This window comes from Acinetobacter sp. UBA6720 (assembly GCF_002454215.1).
GTDB lineage: Bacteria > Pseudomonadota > Gammaproteobacteria > Pseudomonadales > Moraxellaceae > Acinetobacter.
Map to the genome: position 1 here is coordinate 53,233 of NZ_DKIK01000070.1, position 24,521 is coordinate 77,753.

Genomic DNA, 24,521 nt, shown 5'->3' on the forward strand with positions numbered 1-24,521 from the left:
TTATTTATGGAAGAGGTCTATTTTTACTCATTATGTGGATGTGAATTTCATCAATACATCATCAACTCGCCACCTTATTTTTCCCCTGCTCTTTAGCTTGAAACAAGGCACGATCGGCTTTCTCCAAAAGTTCAGTCCAACTCGCAGCTCCAATCGCAACACCAATACTTATGGTCACACTCAAATCTGGACTACGTGTTGAATCCATTGATGCTGCTTCATAAATTTCACAGCGAATCTTCTCAGCAATTTTTAAAGCACGTTCCATACTAATGTTTTCAATGAGTACAATAAATTCATCGCCGCCATAACGCACCAACAAATCAGAAGTCCGAATATTATCTTTTAATTTCTCAGCCACAAACTGAATGACTTGGTCACCCACCAAATGCCCATGAACATCATTCACTTGTTTAAAATAATCAATATCCATCATCATTAAACAAGTTTCAGAAAACTGCGTCGGCTGATTTTCCAAAAGCTTAATGTACTCGTTAAGCGCATAACGGTTTGCGACGCCTGTTAAAGAATCCAAATGTGCAATATTTTTCAACCGAAATTCCAATGCATCCCGTTGCTGAAGCGTGTGTTTAAGCTGCTGTATCGCTGTAAACAATGAATGTACATTGGCGGATTGATCTTTAGACTCTAAATCGTTAGAACGCATACTCGAATTAGACAAATCGAGGAGGATTTCCCGCGCCTGAATTAATGGAGCAAAAACTCTTTTTTGTGCATAAATCATAGTAAATAACGCAGCAATAATCGAGACTAATGAAATACTTACAGTCGTGAGCAAGACATTTTTAGCCTTACGTTTTTCAAGTGTGGCCTTTTCCACACTATATTTGAGTAAATAATTCTGCAAATCCACAACCGTAGTGAATTTATCAACAATCACCTCGGTAAGTTGTGTTCCCGTTAAATAATATGGCCGATGATAAATACTTTCATTCATCAATCGCTCAACAATCAACAATCCTTTGGCTAAGAACTCATTATAAACAGCTTGATGTAATGCCTTGAACTCAGGGGTTTTATCACGTTCAGGTTGGAGTGTATCAATCAGCTCCCACAAGTACATGACTTGCTTACGTGTTTGTAAGGAACGTGCCAAGTTGGTTTCAGGAATCGGTTGTTCAAAGGTTACATGCGCCATGACATTTGATGCTGCCCGCCCAGCTTGATCCCTTAAATCTGCCAATAACAAAATTTGCGTATAAAAATTTGAAATGGCCGTGTCTTTTCCTTCTGAAACGGCAATCACATCTTTTAAAACATCATGGCTACGCTCCCAAGCCGTAAACATTTTTAAAATAGCTTGATCCATTTTTTCTGCATTACGTTGCTCACGTGGCAAAGCTGCATATTGATCTACTTGCTGTCTTCCCTGTGCTAATGCTTGTTCGAGCTGAGAAAATAAGTCTAAATTTAAATTAGAAAACCCCGATTTTTTAAGAATTTTCTGGGTACTACGCATTTGTTCATCGACGTTAGCCCGATATGCTTTTAGCTCCAAGACATGTTTAGCAAAGTCTTGTTGATTACTCGACATCACTTTGTTCGCTGGTGCACGCTCTCGCGAAATTTTATTGGCAAGGTCAGCTACTGCTTGCAAAGCTTGTATCTCAATGAGTGCTTGGTTAGCTTTTATATAATCATTATAACTTTTGACCATCAAGGGAATAGAAAGACTACACAATGACAAAATAATAATGCTCATTGCGACATATAACTTTTTACTCAGATGTTCAGAGCGTACTTCTCGCATACTTAAACTACGCCCCCTATTCTGAAAAAAGAAAAAAATATAATCAATAATGCTCATTATACAAACAATATATCTCTTATTTAAGTCATTAATTCTTTGTTTTGCCTAGTTTTTAGTATTCATTCATGCAAAATTCCTTGAGGCCCATACTCAAATACAAATGAAAGCTAAGGAAATCAATCATTAATAACTTTCATGTTAAAGATGAATTTCTTTCAATATTTTTTTAGACGCTTACATTTTAAGATGCCATATTTACATGCGCAACATTATGGTGCATAATGCACAACATTGGGGCGAATTAGAATATACTCTCAGCAAATATTCTAATTTTCCCACAAGTTTTGGCAAGAAAACCCAATCTCCTCAAAAGATTGGGTTTTTTTTATGCCATGTTAAAATATGAATGAATGTATCGAACAAAATAATGCATCATTTTGGTTCAAAAATATTTTAACCCTTTACCTGCTTATAAAATAAAAGTCTCTGAATTTTAAATAAAAAAAAGCCCAACCTTGGGGAAAGTTGGGCATATAAACAAAAACTGTTTGAGGAGAATTAGCTTCTCAGAAAACAACAATATTGTTAAATGATTCGCTAAAATAATTATGAAATAAATCTGCTCGATTGTAAAGCCAAGTAAAGCACTATGAATTGATATAATTGCACAAAAATTGTGAGAATTCTCACAAATGACTTGCAGATATGTACATAATGCAAGCAAAAAGCCGTTTTAATGCACTAAATTTAAGCATTTACATGATTTATGTCACAAAATTGAAGTGTTTAAAGGGGACTTTATTAGTTTTTTTACCGTTTGTTATTATTAATTCAATCTAATTTATCAATTAAAGAATCAGTTCAGGATAATTCAATATTGCGCATTCTCTGTTTTATAAATAGATATACCCTATTGTTCTGACATAAGTTTTTTTTGGTTGACATGGATCTGTTTATTTGAGCATTTTTTATTCAACATCATAATTAGAGTATTTACTCAATATTATAATGTCATTAGAGTTCATTGACTTAATAAATTGTTACAATAGAATGTTCATTGTTTAATCCAATGTTAACAAACTGGTAAATATCATGAAAAAACTCGGTTTAGCCACTGCTTTATTATTAGCCATGACCGGTGCTCAAGCATACCAATTCGAAGTACAAGGTCAATCAGAGTACGTAGATACGACTGAAAACGACAAAAACTTCACTGGTGCTGTACAAGGTACTTACTACTTTAAAAACGTTGATTCATCTAAAGGTCCTTTAGCTGAAGCTGCTTTTTTAAACCAAGCGTCAAATGTATCTTTAGCTTACCAATATGGCCAGTATGATGCTCCTGTAGATGAAGGTCGTTCTGACATCGAATCTCATGTTTACGGCGCTAAAGCTGAAGCGTATATCCCAACTAAATTCGTACCTGCTTATGCGAGCGCATCTTATAGCCACACTCATACTGATGGCAAAAATGCCGTAACTCGTGATGACAATGGCGACCGTTATGCATTAGAACTTGGTGCAGTAGTAGCACCTAACTTCTTGGTTGCTGTAGGTTATACTAGCGTTGCTGATCAAACCGCTCTTGATGCATTCGGTATCATGAATAATGGCGTAGTTAAAACTTTTGGCGAAGCAGCTACTATTGCTGATGACCAAGACGCAATCACTGCACGTACTAAATATGTAGGTAACATCGACGGTACAAACATGGCGCTTGGTTTAGAAGCTGGTCTTGTTTATGGCGAAAGCACTGCTTACCAATTAAAAACTGACCTTTACTTAACACCTGCATTAAGCGTTGGTGCTTCTTATGCAGAATCTAGCTTTGACGACTTACCAAACAAAGCTTGGGGTGCAAACGTTAACTACTTCATCACTCCAGCAGTTGCTGTAGGCGCAAGCTATGTAAATGCTAATGCTGAAAACGCAAATCTTGATACACAAACTGTTGGCGTAAATGCTAAATTCCGCTTCTAATTCAATTTAGAAACTGAATAAAAAAAAGGACGCTTGAAGCGTCCTTTTTTTAGTTTGTGGTTCTGACTAAATTTAAGAAATGTAAATGACGTTCGTACTGGTCAATAATATCTTGCAGTAGATCTTCTAAAGTCCAATCCATCACATCATAATTCTGCCCGCCTTCTCTTAAGAAAACCTCAGCCTGATAAAACTGCTGTTCCTCCAGTCTATCCGCCATAAAACTGGGTGGCTGGGTTTCACGGGCAACCACCTGATAGATGAAGTTAATTTCATTATGGTGATCTACGCGTAACTGCAAGCCATGCTCAATCTTTTGAATGGTCACGTCTAATTGACGACGCTGGAATTCCTTTTGTACCGCCGAAAAAGCAGCTTGCACCCGCTGTTCAATAAACTGCTCCACCTCAAGCTGAGTATGCGGATAATGCATAATCAAACCTAGACGCTGTTGCCAACTGCGTGGATTTTGAATCGCACGAGGGGTAATTCGCGCATCTTGCAGTGCACGCATTTTGGTGACATCTAAACGTAGTGCTTTCAATAAGCCCCAGCAGACCAACAGCATAATCAAAGTAAACGGTAAAGCACTCATAATTGTGGCCGATTGTAAGGCGGACAGCCCACCTGCCATCAGTAGGATAATCGACAGTAAAGCAATCAGAATGGTCCAAAACAACCGTTGCCATAAAGGTGAATTTTCTGTTTCTGCGGTTAAGTAATCAATCACCAATGAACCTGAGTCAGCAGAAGTGACAAAGAATAAAACCACCAGAACGGTCGCAATCAGACTTGATATTTGAACGAAAGGCAAATGAGTTAAAAATTCAAATAGTGCAACCGATGAATCTTGTTGTACCGCAGTAATTAAAGAAGTGTGGCCTTCTTGAATAATACTGAACAGTGCCGCATTTCCCATAAAGCCCATCCAAATCAGCGTAAAACCTGTAGGAATGAACAGTACCCCAACAATAAACTCGCGAATGGTTCGACCTTTAGACACTCGGGCAATAAACATCCCCACAAAAGGCGACCACGAAATCCACCAAGCCCAATACATAATCGTCCAACCACCAATCCAACCATTCGGTTGATAGGCATATAGGTTGAAGGTCATGGCAAATAAGTTGGAAACATATTGCCCTGCATTTTGAATGCTGGTTTGTAGGATATAAATAGAAGAACTGGCAAAAAAGACAAACAGTAATAACACCAATGCGAGTACCAAGTTCAGTTCAGACAGACGTTTAATGCCTTTATCTAAACCAAAACCGACCGAGAGTGAAGCCAAAAAAGTGACAAAGATAATCAGTCCAACCTGAATCCCGATACTTTGCTGGATACCAAATAAATAATTCAGTCCCGAGTTAATTTGAGTTACCCCAAATCCAAGTGTAGTAGCGATCCCAAAAATAGTGCCTAAGGTTGCAAAAGTATCAACCGCATCTCCCGTTGCACCATAAATTTTTTTACCGACCAAAGGATATAAAGCGGAGCGAACTTTTAAAGGCAAATTATGTCGGAAAGAGAAATAAGCTAGTGACAAGCCCACAAGTGCATAAATGGCCCATGCATGTAATCCCCAATGGAAAAAGGTGATGCGCATTGCTTGTTGTGCAGCATCTACAGTTTGTCCATCGCCCGTGGGCGGATTGACATAGTGCATCACGGGTTCAGCCACACCAAAGAACATGAGACCAATCCCCATACCCGCGGTAAATAGCATGGCGAACCAAGAACCACTGCTATATTCAGGTAAACTATGGTCTGGACCAAGTTTGATTTTCCCCATATCGGAGAGTGCAATAAATACCAGTATGATAAGAAATAATGCAACGGCTAAGACATAAAACCAGCTAAATGAATCAATAATCCATTGATTTAAATGTTTGGTCAAAGCCTCAAACCCGCTTGGGTCAAAAAGAATTAAGGCTAGAAAAAGCACTAGAATCACGACCGTGCTAAGAAATACATTCTGTTTGACGTTCGCAAACAGTGATGGTTTTATGGAAGGCATAATTCCCCCAGAAAATTATTTTTAATACAAAGATATAACCAAGATGGTTAATGAGACGAGTCTGATTCAGACTGAAAAGTGAATTGTTTAAAGTTTAACGATTCAGAACCATCATAATTTATGTTTAAAAATAAGGCAGTGCGAATCCTGTAACAGTTTAATTTTCTTTATGATCATTGGGTCGATGCTGAATATATTGCAATGCGATTAAACGAGAGACAATTAGCGCAAAATACATGACGCCACAAAACATCTGTAACATGGCAATCATACGGGCCAGTGGTGTTAGTGGCATTAAATCAGACAAGCCCGTTGCCGACTGCAAACTAAAACTTAAAAATAATAAATCTAGCCATGACTGTGCGCCCACCACATTGGGATTTAAAAAGCTATTGGGCTCCAAAATCTGACAAATGCTATATAGAAAAGCAAAGCCCCATGCGATAAGGGTAAACACTGCACCCGCTGCAAAAAGCTCGTCTTTGGTCAGATAACGGTCTGCGAACATATAGCGCAACAAGCCATAGGCCGCAATAAAATACGCCATTGCTTCAAAGGCATGACTAATCACCAAGAGCATCGGATGCGTGGCACCCAACAAAATCAATAAGGAAAAGAACAGGGCTCCACCGACAAAACTCAGCCCTAGAATGGTAAATACTGGGGTTTGGCGTATGACTTTGGCAATCATCAATAACACCAACACACCTAAGCCCCAAACCAAGACACGCAAAGACAAACTATGTCCGCTCAGCATCGCCAAGATCAGCATCATAAATTGCAGTAACAGCAGCCATGCTGAAGGGAGTAAGCGAAAACCTTTCCAAAAGTCGACCAATACCTGCATATCTAGCCATCCAAGTTATTATTTTTTAAAGCCCAGTGTGGTTCATTTTTGTTCTACGTGGTTAATTTAACATGAATAAAATAGGAAGCTCATGGTTTTTGTAGATGTCATCACGTTCCTTTTCATCTTACTTACTTTTCCGCTAATACCTCCATCTAACAATGTCTAGATAAAAGACAGTTTGCGGTCAAAAGTTCAGAGCTACCCACAAAAAAAAAGCCCCATCAGTTGGGGCTTTTTTTATCAGGTTCAGATTAGTGATCTGAAGCACCTGAGATACCAATACCTGTTTGTGAACGTACATACTGCGCATCAAATGCTTTACGTTCTGCTTGAGCTTGTGCTGAATTATCAGTCACAGAGAACAACCAGCAGCAGAAGAACGCCAATGGCATAGCAAAGATTGCTGGACCATTGAATGGGTTCACTGGGGTTTCAGAGATAGCCAAGGTATCTACCCAAACCGCTTTAGATAAGATAATCAATGTTACTGCAGTTGCTAGACCAACCACGCCACCAATCACCGCACCACGTGTGGTTAAACCTTTCCAGAACATTGAAAGTACAAGTACTGGGAAGTTTGCACATGCTGCTACAGAGAATGCTAGACCCACCATGAAGGCTACGTTTTGCTTCTCGAACAGAATTCCTAAAATCATCGCAAAAATAGCAAGACCTAAAGTCGCGATTTTAGACATACGAAGTTCAGATTCAGGGGTTGTTTGACCTTTCTTGAATACGTTTGCATACAAGTCATGTGAAATTGCTGAAGCACCAGACAATGTCAAACCAGCTACTACTGCAAGAATTGTTGCGAATGCTACCGCTGAAATGAAGCCCATGAACAAGTCACCGCCAAGAGCGTCAGACAAGTGCACCGCAGCCATGTTGTTACCACCTACAAGCTCAAGCTTGCCAGTTACTGCCATTTTCGCAACATCAAGGAACTGAGGGTTATTCGATACATAAAGGATCGCACCAAAGCCAATGATGAAAGTTAATAGGTAGAAGTAACCAATGAAACCTGTTGCAACAACCACTGATTTACGTGCTTCTTTAGCATCTTTAACAGTAAAGAAACGCATCAAGATGTGTGGAAGACCTGCTGTACCGAACATTAATGCAAGACCTAAAGAAATCGCATCAATTGGGTTCGCTGCAAGTTTACCAGGGCCCATAATATTGCCCGCTTCTGCTAAAGAAATATCATGTACTTTAGAGAAAACTTGAATTGATTGAGAGAACATTTCAGAGAAGCTGAAGCCCACGCCTTTCATTACCATGAAAGCCATGAATGTTGCGCCAGACAAAAGCATTACAGCTTTAATAATCTGCACCCAAGTCGTTGCCAGCATCCCACCGAAGATCACGTAAGCCATCATCAGAAGACCCACAATCACCACCGCAATGTTATAGTTCAAACCAAATAACAGTTTGATCAGCTGACCTGCACCCACCATCTGAGCAATCAGATAGAATGCAACCACCACCAATGAACTCACCGCAGCAAGTGTACGTACTGGTTTCTCAGCTAAACGGAATGACACCACGTCAGATAAGTTGAACTTACCTAAGTTACGTAGACGCTCAGCAACCAAGAACAATACGATTGGCCAGCCCACCATGAAGCCAAGTGAGTAAAGCAAACCATCAAAGCCTGAGCTGAAAACCATTGCGGAAATACCCAAGAATGACGCTGCGGACATATAGTCACCCGCAATTGCTAAACCATTTTGGAAGCCCGAAATACCGCCACCCGCTGTATAAAAGTCAGCAGTATTGGTGGTTTGTTTTGCTGCCCATTTAGTGATCAGCAATGTAAAGCCCACAAAAATTGCGAACATGATAATGGCATGCCAGTTTGTCGCCTGCTGTTGAGCCTCACCTAAATCAGGGCTTGCGATTGCTAGGCTTGAAGCCAACAGTGTTATCGTAGCGACTGTAAGCGCTTTCAATGAATTCCATTTCATTAGTGCTGTCCTTTCTCTTGCGCAATGGCTTCAACTTCACGCATTGCTTCTTCATTTAATGCATCTAGTTTGTTATTCGAAATATACGAATACACACCACATAAAACAAAAGACAATACAATAATGCTTAGCCCTAATGGCATGCCAATCGTGGTCACCCCACCACTGACTGAAGTCATTAGAAACTCTTTGTTGTAACCAACTAACAACATGAAACCAACGTACACAACCAACATAATGCCCGTTAATGTCCAACTGAGTTTACTTTTACGACTAACCATTTCCTTGAATTTGGGATTTTGTAGAATCTGTTCTACTTGTCTCTCGTCCATAACCACACTCCTGTCTGTATCCAACCGTAGATACAATTTTTTAATTCGAATTATTACATTTGCTAAATTAGCAAGCTTCTGTATTGGTTGTAATTTAGACTTTGGTCTCTAAATTTTAAACAAGCACAGCAGGCTCTCTCCGAGATGCGTTATGATGCAACCATGGTGGAAAAACTTTAGGTAAAATGAACAGCTGGCTCATCATAGGGGTCTTGGCCCTCTACATTGCATTACTCTTTATCTGTGCCTTTTTTGGTGAAAAACACGCCAGTCGCCTGAGTACGCGTGGGCGCATGCTATTGTTTAGTTTAACTTTAGGCGTCTACTGCTCATCATGGACTTTTTATGGTGCTACAGGTGCCGCAGTTCGTGAAGGCATTATCTTTCTGCCCATTTACCTTGGTCCACTACTCTTCGTTGCACTGGGCTATGACATTTGGCGTCGTTTAGGGCGTGTCCGCCAGCACCATGCGATTTCATCCATCGCAGACTTTGTCGCAGCACGCTATGGTAAAAGCGGACCTTTAGCCTCAATGGTGACTATCCTCGCGGTCATTGCCATTATTCCTTACCTTGCCCTTCAGCTGCGGGCCATTGCCCTCAGTGCTGCGGTAATTTTAGAACCAACAGCAGGTAGCATTGCCTCAACCACCAACGGTGTCCTGTTCCTCACTGGCATTTTGGCCATTTTGGCCATGATTTTTGGAACCAGACAGATTGCCAATACCGAACAACATGGCGGTCTGATGTTAGCAGTTGCCTTCGAGTCTTTTGTCAAACTGTTTGCTTTACTCTGTGTGGCTCTCTTTTTCGTGTTTGCTGCACCTGAAAATGTCCATCAAATCTCTAAAGACGTCGCAGAGACGTTCCATCAAGTACAGCTAATCGGTGTGCCCGATACCTTCTGGATTCAAACCTTATTAGCAGGGTTAGCGATCATTTGTTTACCGCGTCAGTTCCACGTCGCTGTGGTTGAACTCCGTGATGAAAAGCACATTCGCGGGGCACGGCGCTGGTTTGCTGTCTATTTAGTTTTAACCATCATTGCGATTATCCCGATTGCCAGTTGGGCGCTGCATGCAACGCCAGGTTATTTAGCGATCCCGGATGTCGCAGTCCTGTCTTTACCTTTGAGTTATGGACAAGACTGGTTAACTCTTTTGGCATTTTTAGGGGGATTTTCGGCCTCTACGGGTATGTTATTGGTATCATCCGTCGCCTTATCTATCATGCTGAGTAACGACCTGATCATGCCAGCTTTATGGCGCACAAATGTGCTATCACGTCATGACAAGCGTCTACCTTTGGTACTGAAATTCACCCGTCGGGTCTGTATTTTAGCCGTCATGCTCCTGGGCTTTTTGTTCTTCCATTTCTTCAATGACATTGACCAATTATCAGTCTTTGGCTTATTGGCCTTTAGTGCTGTGGCTCAATTCTCACCTGCCCTCATTGGTGGTCTTTACTGGCGTGGTGGTAGTAAACAAGGGGTCTATGCAGGTCTATTGGCAGGTTTTGGCATGTGGGCCTACACCCTGCTGTTACCCACTGTATTACGCAGTTTGCCGGCTGAATATGCACACTTCACCGAAAGCTTTCTCAATTTCGGACCAATGGGTATTAACTGGTTACGTCCTGAAGCCCTGTTCGGTTTTGAATCCTTTGCCGCGCTTACCCATGGCGTAGTGTGGGCACTCGGTCTGAATATTATTTTATACATTTGGATTTCCCGTGTATTTCGTCCAAGCGTGGCTGAACAAATTCAGGCTGAAAGCTTTTTCTATTATGAAACCAAGCCACTGCCAACACAAAGCACGTCAACGGACATCAACTACATTCATCACGATGTTGCACGTTTGAAAGTCGGTGATTTGATCACCTTAGCCAAACGGATTACAGGCGATGGCGCAACCATGCGTGCATTTCAACAGTTCTGCGCACAAAACAATGTGGTGCTGAATGAAAACAGCAATGCCAACGGTATGTGGTGGCGTTTCACTGAACAATATTTAGCAGGCACCATCGGCGCTGCGTCGGCACGTACCCTGCTCACCACCGCCATGGTCAACAATGGTCTCGCACTTGGCCAAGTGGCAAACATTCTAGACCAAGCCTCACAATGGCAACGTTTTAATCAAAACCTGATCATGACCATGATTGACCACATGACCCAAGGGGTGAGTGTGGTCGATGAAAACATGTGTTTGGTGGCATGGAATAACCAATATTTAAAACTGTTTGATTATCCTAAAGACATTGTCTATGTCGGTTGTCCAATTTCTGATTTGATTCGATATAACGCAGAACGTGGCGAATGTGGCCCAGGTTCGGTCGAGGAACATGTGCGTAAACGGATGCACTGGATGCAAGTTGGTAGCGCACATGAGTTTGAACGGATCCGTAAAGATGGTCGTGTCATTCAAATGCGCGGTAACCCGATTGAAGGCGGTGGCTTTGTCACCACCTTTGCCGACATTACCGCCTTCCGTGAAAATGAAGCCATGCTTGAGGCACGCGTTCAAGATCGAACTCAACAGTTGGCAGATGCATTGTCTGAACAACAACTGGCACGTGAACAAGCCGATAAAGCCAATATGTCAAAAAGTCGCTTTATTGCCGCTGCCAGTCATGACTTATTGCAACCGATGCATGCTGCACGTCTGTTCAGTACCGCTTTAGAACAAAGCGTACAAAGTGAAGAAGACCGCAAAACTTTACAACAGCTTGATCGTGCCTTACATGGTGCGGAAAGTATGTTGTCTGCATTATTAGATATTGCCCGTCTTGAAGGTGGCACTATTCAACCCAACCGTCAGGCTTATCCGCTACATGATTTACTCAGTGACCTTGAATTGCAATTTAAATCTATTGCCGCACAACGAGGTATTCGTTTCAGCGTACATGATGCGCAATTCTGGATAGATACCGACCCACAGTGGATTCGTCGTATTATTCAAAACTTTGTCAGTAATGCCCTGCGCTATACTGCCAAAGGCAAAGTGGTGGTGGGTGTACTTCGTTCCAGTGATCAACCACGTCATATTCGAATTGGGGTTTGGGATACAGGCCCCGGTATTGCAGAAGAACAACGAATCAAACTGTTTCAAGAGTTCGAGCGCTGTGGCCATACCTCGCCATGGGGTGAACAAGGTTTAGGTCTAGGTTTAGCCATCGTGCAACGAATGACCAGTCTGCTCGACTACCCTGTACATGTCTATTCAGAATATGGCAAAGGCTCCTGCTTTATGATTGAAGTCCCGATCATAGACCCACCAAAAGTGGTTGCTGCACCTGTACAGGCCGTTCCACTCAAAACCAAAGCCTATAAAATTCTGTGTTTGGACAATGACGAAACGATTTTAGAAGGGATGTCGACGTTACTCACTAAATGGGGCTATCAAGTGTTTAAAGCGACTGAACCTGAACAAGCGTTTGAAATGATTCAGCAAGAAAACATTCAGGTCTGGTTGGTCGATCAGCACTTAAATCATGACAAAATCGGGTTGGACTTTATTTTAGCCAACCGTCAAGAAAACGTGCCTGTTGCCTTAATCACAGCAGATTCAGATCCTGAGCTGCCTCAACGGGTCAAAGACATGAATATTGTATTGTTGAAGAAACCATTAAAACCCGCCTCATTACGTGCATGGCTCTCGGGTTTAAAAATTTCAAACACTGAATAAATTCGCTACATGTATTCACAAACCTCTAGTGATCCTATTTGAGGTTTGTCACTTTGAACCTCAAAATCTTAAGCCAAATGACTAAAGTTTCGCCCCCACTAACCAAAGTGATCATTTTGAGTATATTTGAGCCCATTTAAACTAGCTAAAAATTACACATTTACTTTTACTATGGCAAAATACACCAGTTACATTAGTGAACACTTGTATACTTAGTTACAATTTTTTAAACCATTGTTTTATATTAATTAAATATATTGAAAAATCAAAAATACGACTTTAGTCGTATTCATATCCATAAGGCATTGGCAGATAACTAGGACTAAGAAAAGATCAGTTTTGTCTAAATGTGTGCCTTCTTTCTTTAGCTCAAGAAACTGATCATCCATATCTCATATTGGAGTTTTACGATGAACATTTCTAAAGCCATGCCACACGGTTCAGATCAGTCACAACAATTCTTACGTCAATATAGTGCCAATGCATTTTTACCAACAATTGACTGGCGTGAACTGTTTAAACAAAGCAAGCTCAGTGAAACCCATGTTCAAGCCTTAGACACCTTGTATCACAGTGCTGTCCCACTCGCATTGCAAGTGTTTGAACAACTCGATTTTGATGTGTTCCAACCAGTAGCCTACCAGCCACAAGGCTTAGGTCTGTTTGAAAAGCTGCAACAACAAGAACAGCAATTACTGCTCGCCTTAGAGGCAGAAAGTAGCGGTTTAAATGAAGATGTGCGTCATCAGATATGGAGTATGTTGCTCCGTGGCGGTGCAGTGCTGGTGTTTAAAGCATGGCTTGGTAAAGTCAAAACCGATCAGGATGAACTCGACACTACCCAGTTTGACCAACTTTCGGATCTACTCTTTATCAAGACCCCACCACAAGTTTTAGCGGAACGCTTAGCTATTAATGCTCAAGGGACTCAAGATCATATTTTCCTGATGTATGACAACGAAGTTTATTTAGACCGTTTCAACAGCCTCGAAACTGCTGCACTTTTTGTCGATCTTGGGGTATATGATGCAGCCTTTTTAAGTCTACGGGATGATCGTGTCGCAGCCTATTTAAAACAATTGGGCTATGTCTCTGAAGAGCAAATTGATGACCTGCAATGTGCTTTAAATCCTCTGTTCTGTACAGATGTTACCAGTAAACAAAATTGCTTGGCTTAAGTCCAAAACATAAAAAAAGCGCTGATGTTTCAGCGCTTTTTTTATCTCAATGATTTTATATTTTCTTTTCTTCAATATTTAAAGCATTAATCGCCAGCACAGCTTGAGTTCGGTTTTGTACTCCAAGCTTACGGAAAATAGCAGTCACATGTGCTTTAATTGTCGCTTCTGAAACATCGAGTTCATAGGCAATTTGCTTATTCAACAAGCCTTCTGCCACCATCATCAATACACGGAACTGCTGTGGGGTCAAAGACTGAATACGCTCAGCCAAAGCTGTTTCATCCGCTGCACGTGGGTCAAAGTTCATGTTCGCAGGCAAATTTGGTGGTAACCAAATTTCGCCATCTAAGACTTCACGAATGGCTTCGCCAATATGACTTGGGTGTGCTGATTTTGGAATATAGCCCATTGCACCATGTGCAATTGAACGTTGAATAATCGAAGTTTCTTCATGTGCAGAAACCACAATAATCGGCAATGATGGATACTGAGCACGGACATGTACCAATGCTGAAAAGCCTGAAGCACCAGGTAAGTTTAAATCCAATAACACCAAGTCAGGTTCAGGACCTTTTTCAAGGCGTTCATAGAATTCGTTTACTGCAGCTGTCTCATGAATCTGAGCTTGCGGTAAGCTATAACGAACAGCTTGGATCAACGCATGGCGAAACAGCGGATGGTCATCAACGATTAATATATTCATAAGCAACGAGAGATTTCGAGTGCACTAGTCTTGACTATTCTAACCATACAAGTGCCGATAAGGATATGCAAAGTATAACTTTTTTTCACTTTATCACGCTTTATGCACTAAAACGGCAGCAAATTCAGTTCAATCCCACAATATAAATAACTAATCACATTTTGATATAAATTTTATACTCATAATGAAAAACCTTATTTAAACTAAATATATATTTTGATTTCAAATGTTTGAAAAAAAATTGGAGTCCATTTGAAACACAAAAAAGATATATCTTAAAATCAGATAACTTAACGCTATTTCTTTATTTTACAGTCTAAGCCGAGATATTAGATAAATAAGCCCATTCCGAGATACAACATTTTAGGGCTTTTCTTATGTCAACTTTACTGCAAAAACCACTCAATATTGTCGCTGTGTCAGGTGGTTTAAATACCCCATCTAAAACCGAAGCGCTAGTGCAAGAAATTTTAAATGAACTAGGTGAAGCAACCCCAATCCATGTACATTTTATTAAGTTTAGTGAAATTGGACATTTACTTGGTGGCGCAATTTACCGCAACCAACTACCACAACGTGTGCAAGATGACTTAGCCGCGGTCGAAGCTGCTGATGCATTGATTGTTGGAACACCAGTTTACCGCGCCTCTTTTACGGGCTTGTTTAAACATTTTTTCGACTTTGTTGAACAAACAGCACTGGTCGATGTACCAGTACTACTTGCCGCATCGGGTGGCAGTGAACGCCATGCACTGGTACTTGAACACCAACTTCGCCCACTCTTCAGTTTCTTCCAAGCGCAAACGTTACCGATTGGGGTCTATGCCACAGACAAAGACTTTACCCCAGCGTATACCATCCAAAGTGAATTATTACGAGATCGGATTACTCTTGCGGTAGCTCGTGCTTTACCCATCCTAGAATGGGCCCCTGCGAAAGGTCAGCGTGCAGAAGTGGTGAAAGAAAAGACCCAACTAGCCAATCAGAACTTGGGTATCAACACGCAAATTGAACAAGACGATGTACTGCCTTCAGCTGCGGTCCCAAATTTAGATGCAGCTGAGTCTCGCTTGCATCAGAAAAAAGCCAAACCACAAGTCGCTTAACGCAAAAAGCATGGAGAGGGTTTTCACATGTCGCAACAGAATAAAAATATTACGTTTGCTTATTGGGTACCCAATGTCAGCGGTGGCTTAGTGGTAAGTAATATTGAGCAACGCACAGATTGGAGCTATGACTATAACGTCCGTTTAGCGCAGACTGCGGAAAAGAATGGCTTTGACTATGCTCTAACTCAGATTCGTTTTACTGCGGGTTATAACGCAGAAAACCAACATGAATCGGTCAGTTTTAGTCACGGTATTTTAGCCAAAACCAGCAAACTCAAAGTGATTGCAGCCATTTTACCTGGCCCGTGGAAACCCGTGCTTGCTGCAAAACAACTCGCAACCATCGACCATTTAACTCAAGGACGTATTGCGATTAATGTGGTCAGTGGTTGGTTCCGCGGCGAATTTGATGCCATTGGTGAAGCATGGCCTGAACATGATCAACGCTATGCCCGCTCGGAAGAATTTATTCGTGCATTAAAAGGTGTTTGGACCCAAGACAACTATAGTTTCAATGGAAAATACTACCAGTTCAAAGACTACACCTTGTCACCCAAACCTGTGCAGAAGCCACACATTGAAATTTTCCAAGGCGGCAGTTCTCGTGCTGCACGGGATATGGCATCGCGGGTTTCAGACTGGTATTTCACCAATGGCAATACCCCTGATGAGCTTAAAAAGCAGATTGATGATATTCGTGCAAAAGCCCAACAGAATGGCCATCAGGTCAAAATTGGGGTGAATGCTTTTATCATTGCCCGAGATACAGAGGAAGAAGCGCAAAGTGTTCTGCAAGAAATTATAGATAAAGCCAATATTCAAGCGGTTCATGCCTTTGGCGATGCCACCCGTGAGGCGGGTGCTGCAACACTTGAAGGTGAAGGCAATTGGGCCAAATCAACCTTTGAAGATTTAGTTCAATACAATGATGGCTTTAAAACCAATTTGATTGGTACACCAGGCCAAATTGCGGAACGTATTGTGGAATTAAAAGCCGTTGGGGTGGATTTAATCCTTTCAGGTTTTTTACATTTTATCGAAGAGGTTGAATACTTCGGTGCCAAAGTGTTGCCATTGGTTCGTGAGTTGGAAGCTCAACAGCAATCCGTTGAGACTGCCAAATCTGCTTAGCTCGGTAAGCAGCAGACACGAACTAAAAAATAATAATGATAGGTGACTCTATTCTTCCCTCAAGGCTCGGCTTGAGGGTTTTTTTATTGGTGTATAATCCGTACAAAGTAAAAAATAACCCCTTGATATGAACAACAACCCACTCTTGAAATTCATCAATCTCTCTTTGGCCTTTTTATGGGGCTATCAGGGTTTAGTCCCTAAAATCCTCTTTATCAATCCCGATGAAATTGCCATTTGGCAAACTTTTGGGTTTTCCTACGCACAGGCCCAACTGGCAGGTCAGCTCTCAGGTGTGCTTGAGTGTGTTTTTGCTTTATTGTTCCTATTTAATTCAAGTAAATATCTGCATTACCTCAGTATCTTCAGCTTAGTGTTTTTATTCGCATTGGTCACTTTTCTGATACCAGACAGTCTTGTTCGTGCTTTTAATCCTGTGGTCATGAACCTTGCCATGATCAGTCTATCCATTTGTTATTGTATGCTTCGCAATCAGGAAACGGCTTCCTTTAGTACACAAAATAAAGGATCAATATGACTTCAAAATCAGGTTGCATCGTCATTACAGGCAGTTCTAAAGGTATCGGCTTGAGTTTAGCTCAAGCCTTCTTAGAACAACAACAAGCCGTGGTAATATCTAGTCGAAATAGCACAGATTTGCACAGCGTCCTGCAACAGTTGCGATATCGCTTTCCCACTGCGCAGATTCATGCCGTCACGTGTGATGTCACGCAGATCCATGAAGTACAAACGCTTTGGGATGAAGCTGTTCAACAATTTGGCGCTGTTCAGATTTGGATTAATAATGCAGGCAGTTGTACGGCGACTCTGGACTTTAAAGATCTCACAGCAGCAGACATACAGACAGTGGTTCAAACTAATATTCTCGGCAGTATGTTCGGCTCACAAGTGGCCTTAAACGGCATGCTGGCACAAGGCTATGGTCAAATTTTCAATATGGAAGGTTGGGGTACTCGCGGCGAATGGAGTGCAGGCATGACGATCTATGCCACCACCAAACGTGCCGTAGGTTACTTTAGTCAAGCCCTGTTTAAAGAAACCAAACAGACCCACATTCAAGTCGGCACACTCAGCCCCGGAATGGTAGCAACCGATCTACTGGTATCCTCTTGGCAAAATGGCAATGTGCAACACTGGAACAAAATGAAAAGGCTATTCTTTTTTATTATTGATCCCCCCGAAGTGGTCTGTCGCTATTTGGCTCAACGTATTTTAGAAAATAAACGTCGCCATAGTCGCATCGTATGGATGACACCCTTACGTCTGTTGCTCCGATTTTTGCGGCCCTATTATTGGCGGCGAAATCCCATCAAAGATACAGCTTTAGCGGATCTCCATTCAAAATAATGCCACATCAAGTGATAGATCATTTACATTAAACATAAACCCCGAATTAGGAAGACTTCTGATGTACACAGGTATCGTACAAGGCTTAGAGAAAATCTTAGATGTCCGTCAAGGTGATGGCTTTAGCACCCTTGTGGTTTCAAATACCCACAACTTTTTTCACGATGTCTTCATCGGTGCAAGTGTAGCCATTAACGGCACCTGCTTAACCGCGACGCATATTGATCTTACCGCCAATCAAGTCCATTTTGATGTCTCGGATTTGACTCGACGCCTGACCACTTTAGGGACTTTACAGGCAGGAGATGAGGTGAATATCGAACGTTCAGCCAAAGTTGGGATGGAAAATGGGGGGCACAACTTGTATGGACATATCGAAGGAACAGCCACGGTCAAGCAGCTGAGCCGTCACGGCGAGACCTTACATGTGGATCTCCACATACCAGAAGGCAATATCAAATACTTTTTCTTAAAAGGTTTTATTGGTCTGAATGGTTGTAGCCTCACCGTCAACCGTGTTGATCGTAACAGCCATGAAATCTCAGTTGATTTGATTCCTGAAACCTTACGTTTAACCACGTGGGCATCGGTACAAGTCGGCGATGCGGTCAATTATGAAATTGATCAAATGACACGGACGATGGTCGATACTTTAGAAAACATCCATCAGCGTTAAGATCGCTCTTCTATCTCATTCGACTGCATCCTATATACATGTTTGTAGCGCAATCCAGACCTGTTGTTGCTTATGCTTAAATAAAAATACCGTCTGCTTAAGACGGTACTTTTAGGCCTATTTTAGCCGTTTGGATATACTTCTTTAATCAACACCTCGACCACTTGTGGTTCAGCCAGCGTCGATGTATCGCCCAAACTATCCAACTCGTTCGCCGCAATTTTTCTTAAAATACGTCGCATAATTTTGCCTGAACGTGTTTTTGGTAAAGACGGCGCCCAATGTAAGGCATCTGGGGTTGCCACTGGACCGAGTACCTTTCTCACCCACTGAATCAGCTCTGCACGGAGTTCTTCCGTTTGTGCTGTGCCTGCTTGTAAAGTGACAAAGGAACAAATTCCCTGTCCTTTGATGTCATGCGGCATCCCCACCACCGCAGCCTCAGCCACTGCCTCATGTGCCACCAAAGCACTTTCCACTTCAGCCGTACCTAAGCGATGCCCTGACACATTCAGCACATCATCCACCCGTCCTGTGATCCAGTAGTAACCATCTTTATCACGGCGTGCGCCATCACCCGTGAAATATGTACCTGGATAGGTTGCAAAATACGCTTCGATAAACCGCTCAGGGTCCCCCCAAATGGTTCGCATTTGTCCCGGCCATGAATCCTTAATCACCAGATTGCCTTCAGCCTCTCCTTCTAACTCGTTGCCTTCAGCATCGACCAAAGCAGGTTGAATCCCAAACAAAGGACGCGTTGCAGACCCTGGTTTAAGTGGTGTCGCACCCGGAAGTGGAGAAATCAAAATCCCGCCTGTTTCGGTTTGCCACCAAGTATCCACCACTGGGCAACGACTTTCCCCTACCACGGTGTAATACCAATTCCATGCTTCTGGGTTGATCGGCTCTCCAACGGAACCAATTAAACGTAAACTGCTACGATCACTCTCACGGACAAAGGCATCCCCTTCACGCATCATGGCGCGGATCGCTGTTGGTGCCGTGTATAAAATTGTCACATTGTGCTTATCCACAATATGCCCTGTACGTGCCCACGTTGGGTATTGTGGAATTCCTTCAAACATCACCGTTGTCGTTCCATTCGACAAGGGTCCATACAGCACATAAGAGTGCCCCGTAATCCAGCCCACATCGGCGGTACACCAAAACACATCATCTTGTTTTAAGTCGAATACTTCACGGAAAGTGCTATTCACATAGGTTAAATAACCCCCTGTGGTATGCAGTACGCCTTTCGGTTTACCCGTTGAACCTGATGTATATAAAATAAACAGTGGATCTTCTGCATTCATCGGTTCAGGTGGACAGATCTCGTTGACGGTCATGATTTCCATGTGATACCACAAATCACGTCCTTCTTTCAGCGTGATCGGATTACCTGTCCGATGTACCACAATCACGTTTTGTACTGAGTCTGTACCGGGTAGATTCAATGCCGCATCTACATTTTCTTTCAGCGGAATCGGTTTACCCCCGCGCATTCCAGAGTCTGCGGTAATCACAATTTTAGCTTGGCTGTCATCAATTCGGCTCGCCAATGAGTCAGGCGAAAAGCCACCAAACACCACACAATGCACGGCACCGATTCGGGCACAGGCCAACATAGAAATGGCTGCTTCTGAAATCATCGGCATATACAGCACCACACGATCGCCTTTTACCACACCATGCTTTTTCAGGACATTGGCGAAACGACATACTTCATCATACAGTTCAGTATAGGAAATAATCTTATGGCGTGAAGGATGGTCACCTTCCCAAATAATCGCAGGTTTATACGGATGCTCTTTTAAATGTCGATCAAGACAGTTGGCGCTTAAATTCAGTTGACCATCTGCAAACCATTCAATTTTAAAATTGTCTTTATCATAACTGGTGTTTTTAACTTGACTAAACGGCTTGATCCAATCCAGCTTCAAAGCTTGTTCAGCCCAATATTCATCAGGTTGTTCTAGTGATTTTTGATAACGCTCAAAATATTCTTGCTCATTGGTGCGTGCAGTTTTTTCAAATTCAGCAGGTACAGGATAGACTTCTTTCATATCATACTTCCTTATATTCTGGCTCTCATCGCGAGAGCTTATGCCACAGTTATTGGTTTTTTATTGGACTGCATAACCACAGTATGACGATTGTTTTTTAAACAGATCAACACGGCTTTGGTCGTATATTATTTCTACAATTTAAAACACATTTTATAGTGATCTTTCAATGAGTTCCTGTGTCAAATCCGTAACATGAACAGCCCAAGAGGCTGTAAATAGGTGCGATCTGATCTTTTTTTAGTATATTGTTACATTTAAGCGTTCTATGGCCGATATAGCAGCACTAAGCACACCTTAATCCAAAATTTAACCGAGCTAAAAATGAAGAGAATGGTTGATTTAGCATTGTCATCAGCCAATGCGCCAATCTCATACGTTTTTCTCTATTAAATACACACAATTTTCAGGCAAAATATGCCAAATTTTCAGTGATTGGAAGACCAGTGTCAGAACAAACCCCTACCTTGAGTGAAGTTGCGCAAGGTACGTCAGAGATGCTACATGACGCGACTGCAAAGACCACGCAAAGCGTAATCGCACATACTGCAAAATATAATGATGCCTATTCGACGATTGACAAATTTGTCGATGGTTTTTGGGAACGTATGCCTTATTTTTGTATTGCGCTGATTACGTTTATCATTTTTTATCTACTCTCTAAGCTGTTCAAACTGTTTGTTCGTAAAGCATTGTCTGATCGCTCCTATACCAAGCAGAATCTTGTTCTAGTCCTAAACCGTGTCGGCAGTTCAGCCATCATCTTTATTGGTTTTCTGATTGCTATGGTGATTGCAATTCCTGGTTTCACACCTGGTCAGCTGATGAGCGCTTTGGGGATTGGCTCAGTTGCCATTGGTTTTGCTTTTAAAGATATCTTCCAAAATTTGCTTTCGGGAATTCTCATTTTATTGAGTGAACCCTTTAAAATAGGTGATGACATCATCGTCTCGGGTATGGAAGGCAATGTTGAGGATATTCAAATTCGTGCCACTTACTTACGCGCCCCAGATGGTCGTCGTATTGTGATCCCAAATGCAACTGTGTATACCAGCGCTGTTACGGTCAACACTGCCTATCCACGTCGTCGCTGTGAGTTCTTGGTCGGTATTGGTTATGAAGATGATATCAAAAAAGCCAAAGATATTATTTTAGGCATTTTAGACCGAGATACGACTATTTTAAGTCAGCCGGGTTTTAGTGTGAACGTCGCTGCACTTGCAGATTTTTCGGTGAATCTCAAAGTTCAATGGTGGGTTAACACCACAGAAACCACGGTATCTGGCTCAATCAGTGCTGTACAAGAATATGTGGTGGAAGCTTTTGCTGAACATGATATTTCTATCCCATACCCTGTTCAAGAAGTTCGCGTAGCGAAGAATGACAGCTATCCAATGGATGCTTCAACCGCCAAATAAACGCCCTAAGACATAAGGGATCACGGTTTCAGTCCGAATAATACGGTTGCCTAAGCTCATCGCTTGGCAGCCGTTTTTTACCAGTAATTCAACTTCGTAAGGTATAAATCCACCTTCAGGCCCAATCACAATTGTACAGGGATGTTGAATTGCACTCGGCATTTTGGTCTCGCTGTAGGGATGTGCCACATAGGCAGGACAATCGGCCGAAATCAGACTTGGCAATTGATCTTCAACAAAAGGCTTAAAGCGTTTATAAATTTCAATTTTCGGCGCAACCGTATCACCGGCCTGCTCTAACCCCAAAGTCACATATTGATCCAACTGTTGTAAAAATGGGGTTTGCCAATAACTTTTATCGACCCGATAGCTGTGCAGCAAAATAATTTTCTCAACCCCTAAAGTCACCACATCCATAATCAAACGACGTAGAACTTTAGGGCGTGGCATTGCGACAATTAAAGTCACTGGCAGTTTGGCAGGTACAGACTCTTCATGTAAGGGTTTTATACGTACAGCTGTTTCGGAAACATCAACCACTTGCGTAAGATAACGCTTTCCATTTTGTATCCCGACTTTTAAAGTATCGCCGACTTTAAGCTCTAAATGACGATGTAAATGTTCAAGCTGACGCTTGGCACTAATGGACCAGAGTTCAGATTCAGTTTGGCGCGGGTCTAAGAGAACGATATTCATAATAAATAGAAAGAATCCAAACAGTGAAGGCCTAATCAGCACATGCCATCGTGAACGGCGACAAGGATGTCGCCCGCTGTGCTGAAGTACAGGATGTACCTTCAGCACAGCAAAAGATTTTTGCTACTTTTCATCTTTGAAAAGTAGGAGCCACTTACGCAAAGCCATCCATAAAATCTACAGTATTTATAGTAATGACAAACTCACTCAAATTTTATAAATAAGCATCAATCACTTGAATATGCTTTTTCAAAGAACCCGTATTCAACTGCATAATCTTTTGTGCAGATTGATTCAGTGTATTCGCTTGCTCAATATCCTCTAACAGTGTCATCAACACTGCGGCAGCCTGTTCAGCATCATCAACAACTTTCACTGCATCGGCTTGTACAAACTCATCAACAATACTTTGGAAATTAAAATAGTTTTTGCCCAAAACTGTTGGCACATGTAACGCAATTGGCTCTAAAATATTATGTCCACCACCCGGTTCATTCAGCGAGCCACCGACAAAACAGGTATTCGATAAGGCATACCATAACCACATCTCTCCCATTGAATCGGCTAAATAGACTTGAGTTTTTGCTTCTATTCTTTGTCCCGTACTTCTGCGAGTGGTGTTTAAATTTAAACTTTGCGTGACATTAAAGACCTCATCAAAACGCTCTGGATGACGCGGTACCACAATACACAACAGTTCAGGCTGTGCATCCAAATATGGCTTAAACGCACTTAACAATTTTTGTTCTTCAGGTGCATGAGTACTGGCCATAGTGATGATCTTACGTCCAGCCAATGACCATTCTTGCCTGAGCTGAGCCGCCTGTTTAACAAATGATTCAGGCGCATGAATATCAAACTTAATACTCCCCACCACCTGCGTCTTTGACTGAACTGCACCGAGCTGGATAAAGCGCTCCGCAGTTGCCCGATCTTGTGCCAAGAGCTGATCTAGTCCGTGTAACATTGGTTGCGTCAGGCTAGATACTTTGGCATAGCCTTTGGCTGATTTTTCAGAAAGACGGGCATTCATCAAAATACATGGCACCTGACTCTGCCCCGCTTGGGCAATTAAATTTGGCCACAGTTCCGTCTCCACCAAAGCCAAGAGTTTAGGCTGATACAATGCAAAGAACTGACGAACTAAGGGCTTCTGATCTGCAGGTAAATATACCGCTTGGAACAGGTCTAAATAAGGTGCTTTTAAAAAGAGTGATTTAGCCCGTGCCTGACCCGTTTTGGTGGTATTGGTCACCAAGACTGGATGACCCGCTTTTAAGTAATGCTCGATGAGAGGCTGCGCTGCATTGGTTTCACCCACCGACACCACATGGAACCAAATCGCTTGGCGATTTTTAACGGGTTGAAACGGCCCGAAACGTTCGAGACATTCTTGTTGAAACTGTTCTGTACTCTCTGCACGTTTTTTTATTTTAGACTTATACAGCGGTTTGATCAGCGCAAGTGCTGCGTTATACCAAAAAGGAGTAGCCAAATACGTGCTCCAAAAATCAATGCAAAAATAAAACAGCGCAACTCATGCCATGAAATGAATTGCGCTGTTATCTTGTCG

At 42.0% G+C, this 24,521-nt stretch carries 18 protein-coding genes; 9 read left to right on the forward strand and 9 right to left on the reverse strand.

The features are described from left to right. Nucleotides 1-61: 61 nt before the first annotated feature. On the reverse strand, nt 62-1,771 hold the full coding sequence (locus B4F08_RS06000) for a GGDEF domain-containing protein (RefSeq protein WP_119063292.1): 1,710 nt from the start codon (nt 1,769-1,771) through the stop codon (nt 62-64). A gap of 1,089 nt (nt 1,772-2,860) precedes the next feature. Here B4F08_RS06000 and omp33-36 point away from each other — a divergent pair. Next, nucleotides 2,861-3,751, forward strand: a complete 891-nt coding sequence (gene omp33-36 / locus B4F08_RS06005) for a porin Omp33-36 (RefSeq protein ID WP_291373812.1) — start codon at nt 2,861-2,863, stop codon at nt 3,749-3,751. Nucleotides 3,752-3,800: 49 nt separating this feature from the next. Here omp33-36 and betT read toward each other — a convergent pair whose 3' ends face one another. From betT to B4F08_RS06025, 4 genes are all read right to left on the reverse strand, one after another. Continuing rightward, complete coding sequence (gene betT, locus B4F08_RS06010; protein ID WP_291373795.1) at nt 3,801-5,768, reverse strand: choline BCCT transporter BetT; 1,968 nt, start codon at nt 5,766-5,768, stop codon at nt 3,801-3,803. Nucleotides 5,769-5,925: 157 nt separating this feature from the next. After that, on the reverse strand, nt 5,926-6,615 hold the full coding sequence (locus tag B4F08_RS06015; RefSeq protein ID WP_086209144.1) for an ion channel: 690 nt from the start codon (nt 6,613-6,615) through the stop codon (nt 5,926-5,928). 254 nt (nt 6,616-6,869) lie between these two features. Then, on the reverse strand, nt 6,870-8,585 hold the full coding sequence (locus B4F08_RS06020) for a cation acetate symporter (protein WP_086209145.1): 1,716 nt from the start codon (nt 8,583-8,585) through the stop codon (nt 6,870-6,872). Further along, the gene (locus tag B4F08_RS06025) at nt 8,585-8,917 is read right to left on the reverse strand and encodes a DUF485 domain-containing protein (protein ID WP_086209146.1); all 333 of its coding nucleotides are present in this window, start codon (nt 8,915-8,917) and stop codon (nt 8,585-8,587) included. The genes B4F08_RS06020 and B4F08_RS06025 overlap by 1 nt, the downstream gene beginning before the upstream one ends. 185 nt (nt 8,918-9,102) lie before the next feature. On the opposite strand from B4F08_RS06025, the gene B4F08_RS06030 reads away from it, so the two are divergent. Together B4F08_RS06030 and B4F08_RS06035 are read left to right on the forward strand one after the other, a co-directional pair. Further along, nucleotides 9,103-12,600, forward strand: a complete 3,498-nt coding sequence (locus B4F08_RS06030; protein WP_291373798.1) for a hybrid sensor histidine kinase/response regulator — start codon at nt 9,103-9,105, stop codon at nt 12,598-12,600. Nucleotides 12,601-13,010: 410 nt separating this feature from the next. Then, the gene (locus B4F08_RS06035) at nt 13,011-13,778 is read left to right on the forward strand and encodes a hypothetical protein (RefSeq protein WP_086209148.1); all 768 of its coding nucleotides are present in this window, start codon (nt 13,011-13,013) and stop codon (nt 13,776-13,778) included. Between the two features lie 55 nt (nt 13,779-13,833). Here B4F08_RS06035 and B4F08_RS06040 read toward each other — a convergent pair whose 3' ends face one another. Beyond that, on the reverse strand, nt 13,834-14,484 hold the full coding sequence (locus B4F08_RS06040) for a response regulator (protein WP_086209149.1): 651 nt from the start codon (nt 14,482-14,484) through the stop codon (nt 13,834-13,836). A 377-nt stretch (nt 14,485-14,861) separates the two neighbouring features. Here B4F08_RS06040 and msuE point away from each other — a divergent pair, with 377 nt between their 5' ends. From msuE to B4F08_RS06065, 5 genes are all read left to right on the forward strand, one after another. Next, entirely contained in the window at nt 14,862-15,590 is a 729-nt protein-coding gene (gene msuE, locus B4F08_RS06045; RefSeq protein WP_086209150.1) for an FMN reductase, read from the forward strand. A gap of 27 nt (nt 15,591-15,617) precedes the next feature. Further along, on the forward strand, nt 15,618-16,724 hold the full coding sequence (gene sfnG / locus B4F08_RS06050; RefSeq protein ID WP_291373801.1) for a dimethylsulfone monooxygenase SfnG: 1,107 nt from the start codon (nt 15,618-15,620) through the stop codon (nt 16,722-16,724). A gap of 127 nt (nt 16,725-16,851) precedes the next feature. Further along, nucleotides 16,852-17,262 (forward strand): DoxX-like family protein, encoded by a 411-nt coding sequence (locus tag B4F08_RS06055; protein ID WP_291373803.1) that lies wholly within the window; start codon nt 16,852-16,854, stop codon nt 17,260-17,262. Continuing rightward, nucleotides 17,259-18,092 carry an SDR family NAD(P)-dependent oxidoreductase gene (locus B4F08_RS06060; RefSeq protein WP_291373805.1) on the forward strand — a complete coding sequence of 278 codons (834 nt, stop codon included), beginning with the start codon at nt 17,259-17,261 and terminating at the stop codon, nt 18,090-18,092. Before B4F08_RS06055 ends, B4F08_RS06060 begins: the two co-directional genes overlap by 4 nt. A 61-nt stretch (nt 18,093-18,153) precedes the next feature. Beyond that, the gene (locus tag B4F08_RS06065) at nt 18,154-18,768 is read left to right on the forward strand and encodes a riboflavin synthase subunit alpha (RefSeq protein WP_110974633.1); all 615 of its coding nucleotides are present in this window, start codon (nt 18,154-18,156) and stop codon (nt 18,766-18,768) included. Nucleotides 18,769-18,890: 122 nt separating this feature from the next. On the opposite strand, the gene acs is transcribed toward B4F08_RS06065, so the two are convergent. Continuing rightward, entirely contained in the window at nt 18,891-20,834 is a 1,944-nt protein-coding gene (gene acs / locus B4F08_RS06070) for an acetate--CoA ligase (RefSeq protein WP_086209155.1), read from the reverse strand. 446 nt (nt 20,835-21,280) lie between these two features. Between acs and B4F08_RS06075 the strand changes: the two genes are divergently transcribed. Beyond that, the gene (locus tag B4F08_RS06075; RefSeq protein ID WP_119063296.1) at nt 21,281-22,252 is read left to right on the forward strand and encodes a mechanosensitive ion channel family protein; all 972 of its coding nucleotides are present in this window, start codon (nt 21,281-21,283) and stop codon (nt 22,250-22,252) included. Here the strand turns inward: B4F08_RS06075 and B4F08_RS06080 are convergent. Together B4F08_RS06080 and B4F08_RS06085 are read right to left on the reverse strand one after the other, a co-directional pair. After that, a complete protein-coding gene (locus B4F08_RS06080) occupies nt 22,238-22,948 on the reverse strand; it encodes a 16S rRNA (uracil(1498)-N(3))-methyltransferase (RefSeq protein WP_110974631.1) in 711 nt (236 codons plus the stop codon). The genes B4F08_RS06075 and B4F08_RS06080 overlap by 15 nt on opposite strands. 214 nt (nt 22,949-23,162) lie before the next feature. Beyond that, entirely contained in the window at nt 23,163-24,443 is a 1,281-nt protein-coding gene (locus B4F08_RS06085; protein ID WP_291373810.1) for a 3-deoxy-D-manno-octulosonic acid transferase, read from the reverse strand. Nucleotides 24,444-24,521 lie beyond the last annotated feature (78 nt).

Coding starts and splice junctions, on each gene's coding strand:
- B4F08_RS06000 (WP_119063292.1), bottom strand. CDS start 1,771: ATGCGAGAAGTACGCTCTGAACATCTGAGTAAAAAGTTATATGTCGCA.
- betT (WP_291373795.1), bottom strand. CDS start 5,768: ATGCCTTCCATAAAACCATCACTGTTTGCGAACGTCAAACAGAATGTA.
- B4F08_RS06015 (WP_086209144.1), bottom strand. CDS start 6,615: ATGCAGGTATTGGTCGACTTTTGGAAAGGTTTTCGCTTACTCCCTTCA.
- B4F08_RS06020 (WP_086209145.1), bottom strand. CDS start 8,585: ATGAAATGGAATTCATTGAAAGCGCTTACAGTCGCTACGATAACACTG.
- B4F08_RS06025 (WP_086209146.1), bottom strand. CDS start 8,917: ATGGACGAGAGACAAGTAGAACAGATTCTACAAAATCCCAAATTCAAG.
- B4F08_RS06030 (WP_291373798.1), top strand. CDS start 9,103: ATGAACAGCTGGCTCATCATAGGGGTCTTGGCCCTCTACATTGCATTA.
- B4F08_RS06035 (WP_086209148.1), top strand. CDS start 13,011: ATGAACATTTCTAAAGCCATGCCACACGGTTCAGATCAGTCACAACAA.
- B4F08_RS06040 (WP_086209149.1), bottom strand. CDS start 14,484: ATGAATATATTAATCGTTGATGACCATCCGCTGTTTCGCCATGCGTTG.
- msuE (WP_086209150.1), top strand. CDS start 14,862: ATGTCAACTTTACTGCAAAAACCACTCAATATTGTCGCTGTGTCAGGT.
- sfnG (WP_291373801.1), top strand. CDS start 15,618: ATGTCGCAACAGAATAAAAATATTACGTTTGCTTATTGGGTACCCAAT.
- B4F08_RS06055 (WP_291373803.1), top strand. CDS start 16,852: ATGAACAACAACCCACTCTTGAAATTCATCAATCTCTCTTTGGCCTTT.
- B4F08_RS06060 (WP_291373805.1), top strand. CDS start 17,259: ATGACTTCAAAATCAGGTTGCATCGTCATTACAGGCAGTTCTAAAGGT.
- B4F08_RS06065 (WP_110974633.1), top strand. CDS start 18,154: ATGTACACAGGTATCGTACAAGGCTTAGAGAAAATCTTAGATGTCCGT.
- acs (WP_086209155.1), bottom strand. CDS start 20,834: ATGAAAGAAGTCTATCCTGTACCTGCTGAATTTGAAAAAACTGCACGC.
- B4F08_RS06080 (WP_110974631.1), bottom strand. CDS start 22,948: ATGAATATCGTTCTCTTAGACCCGCGCCAAACTGAATCTGAACTCTGG.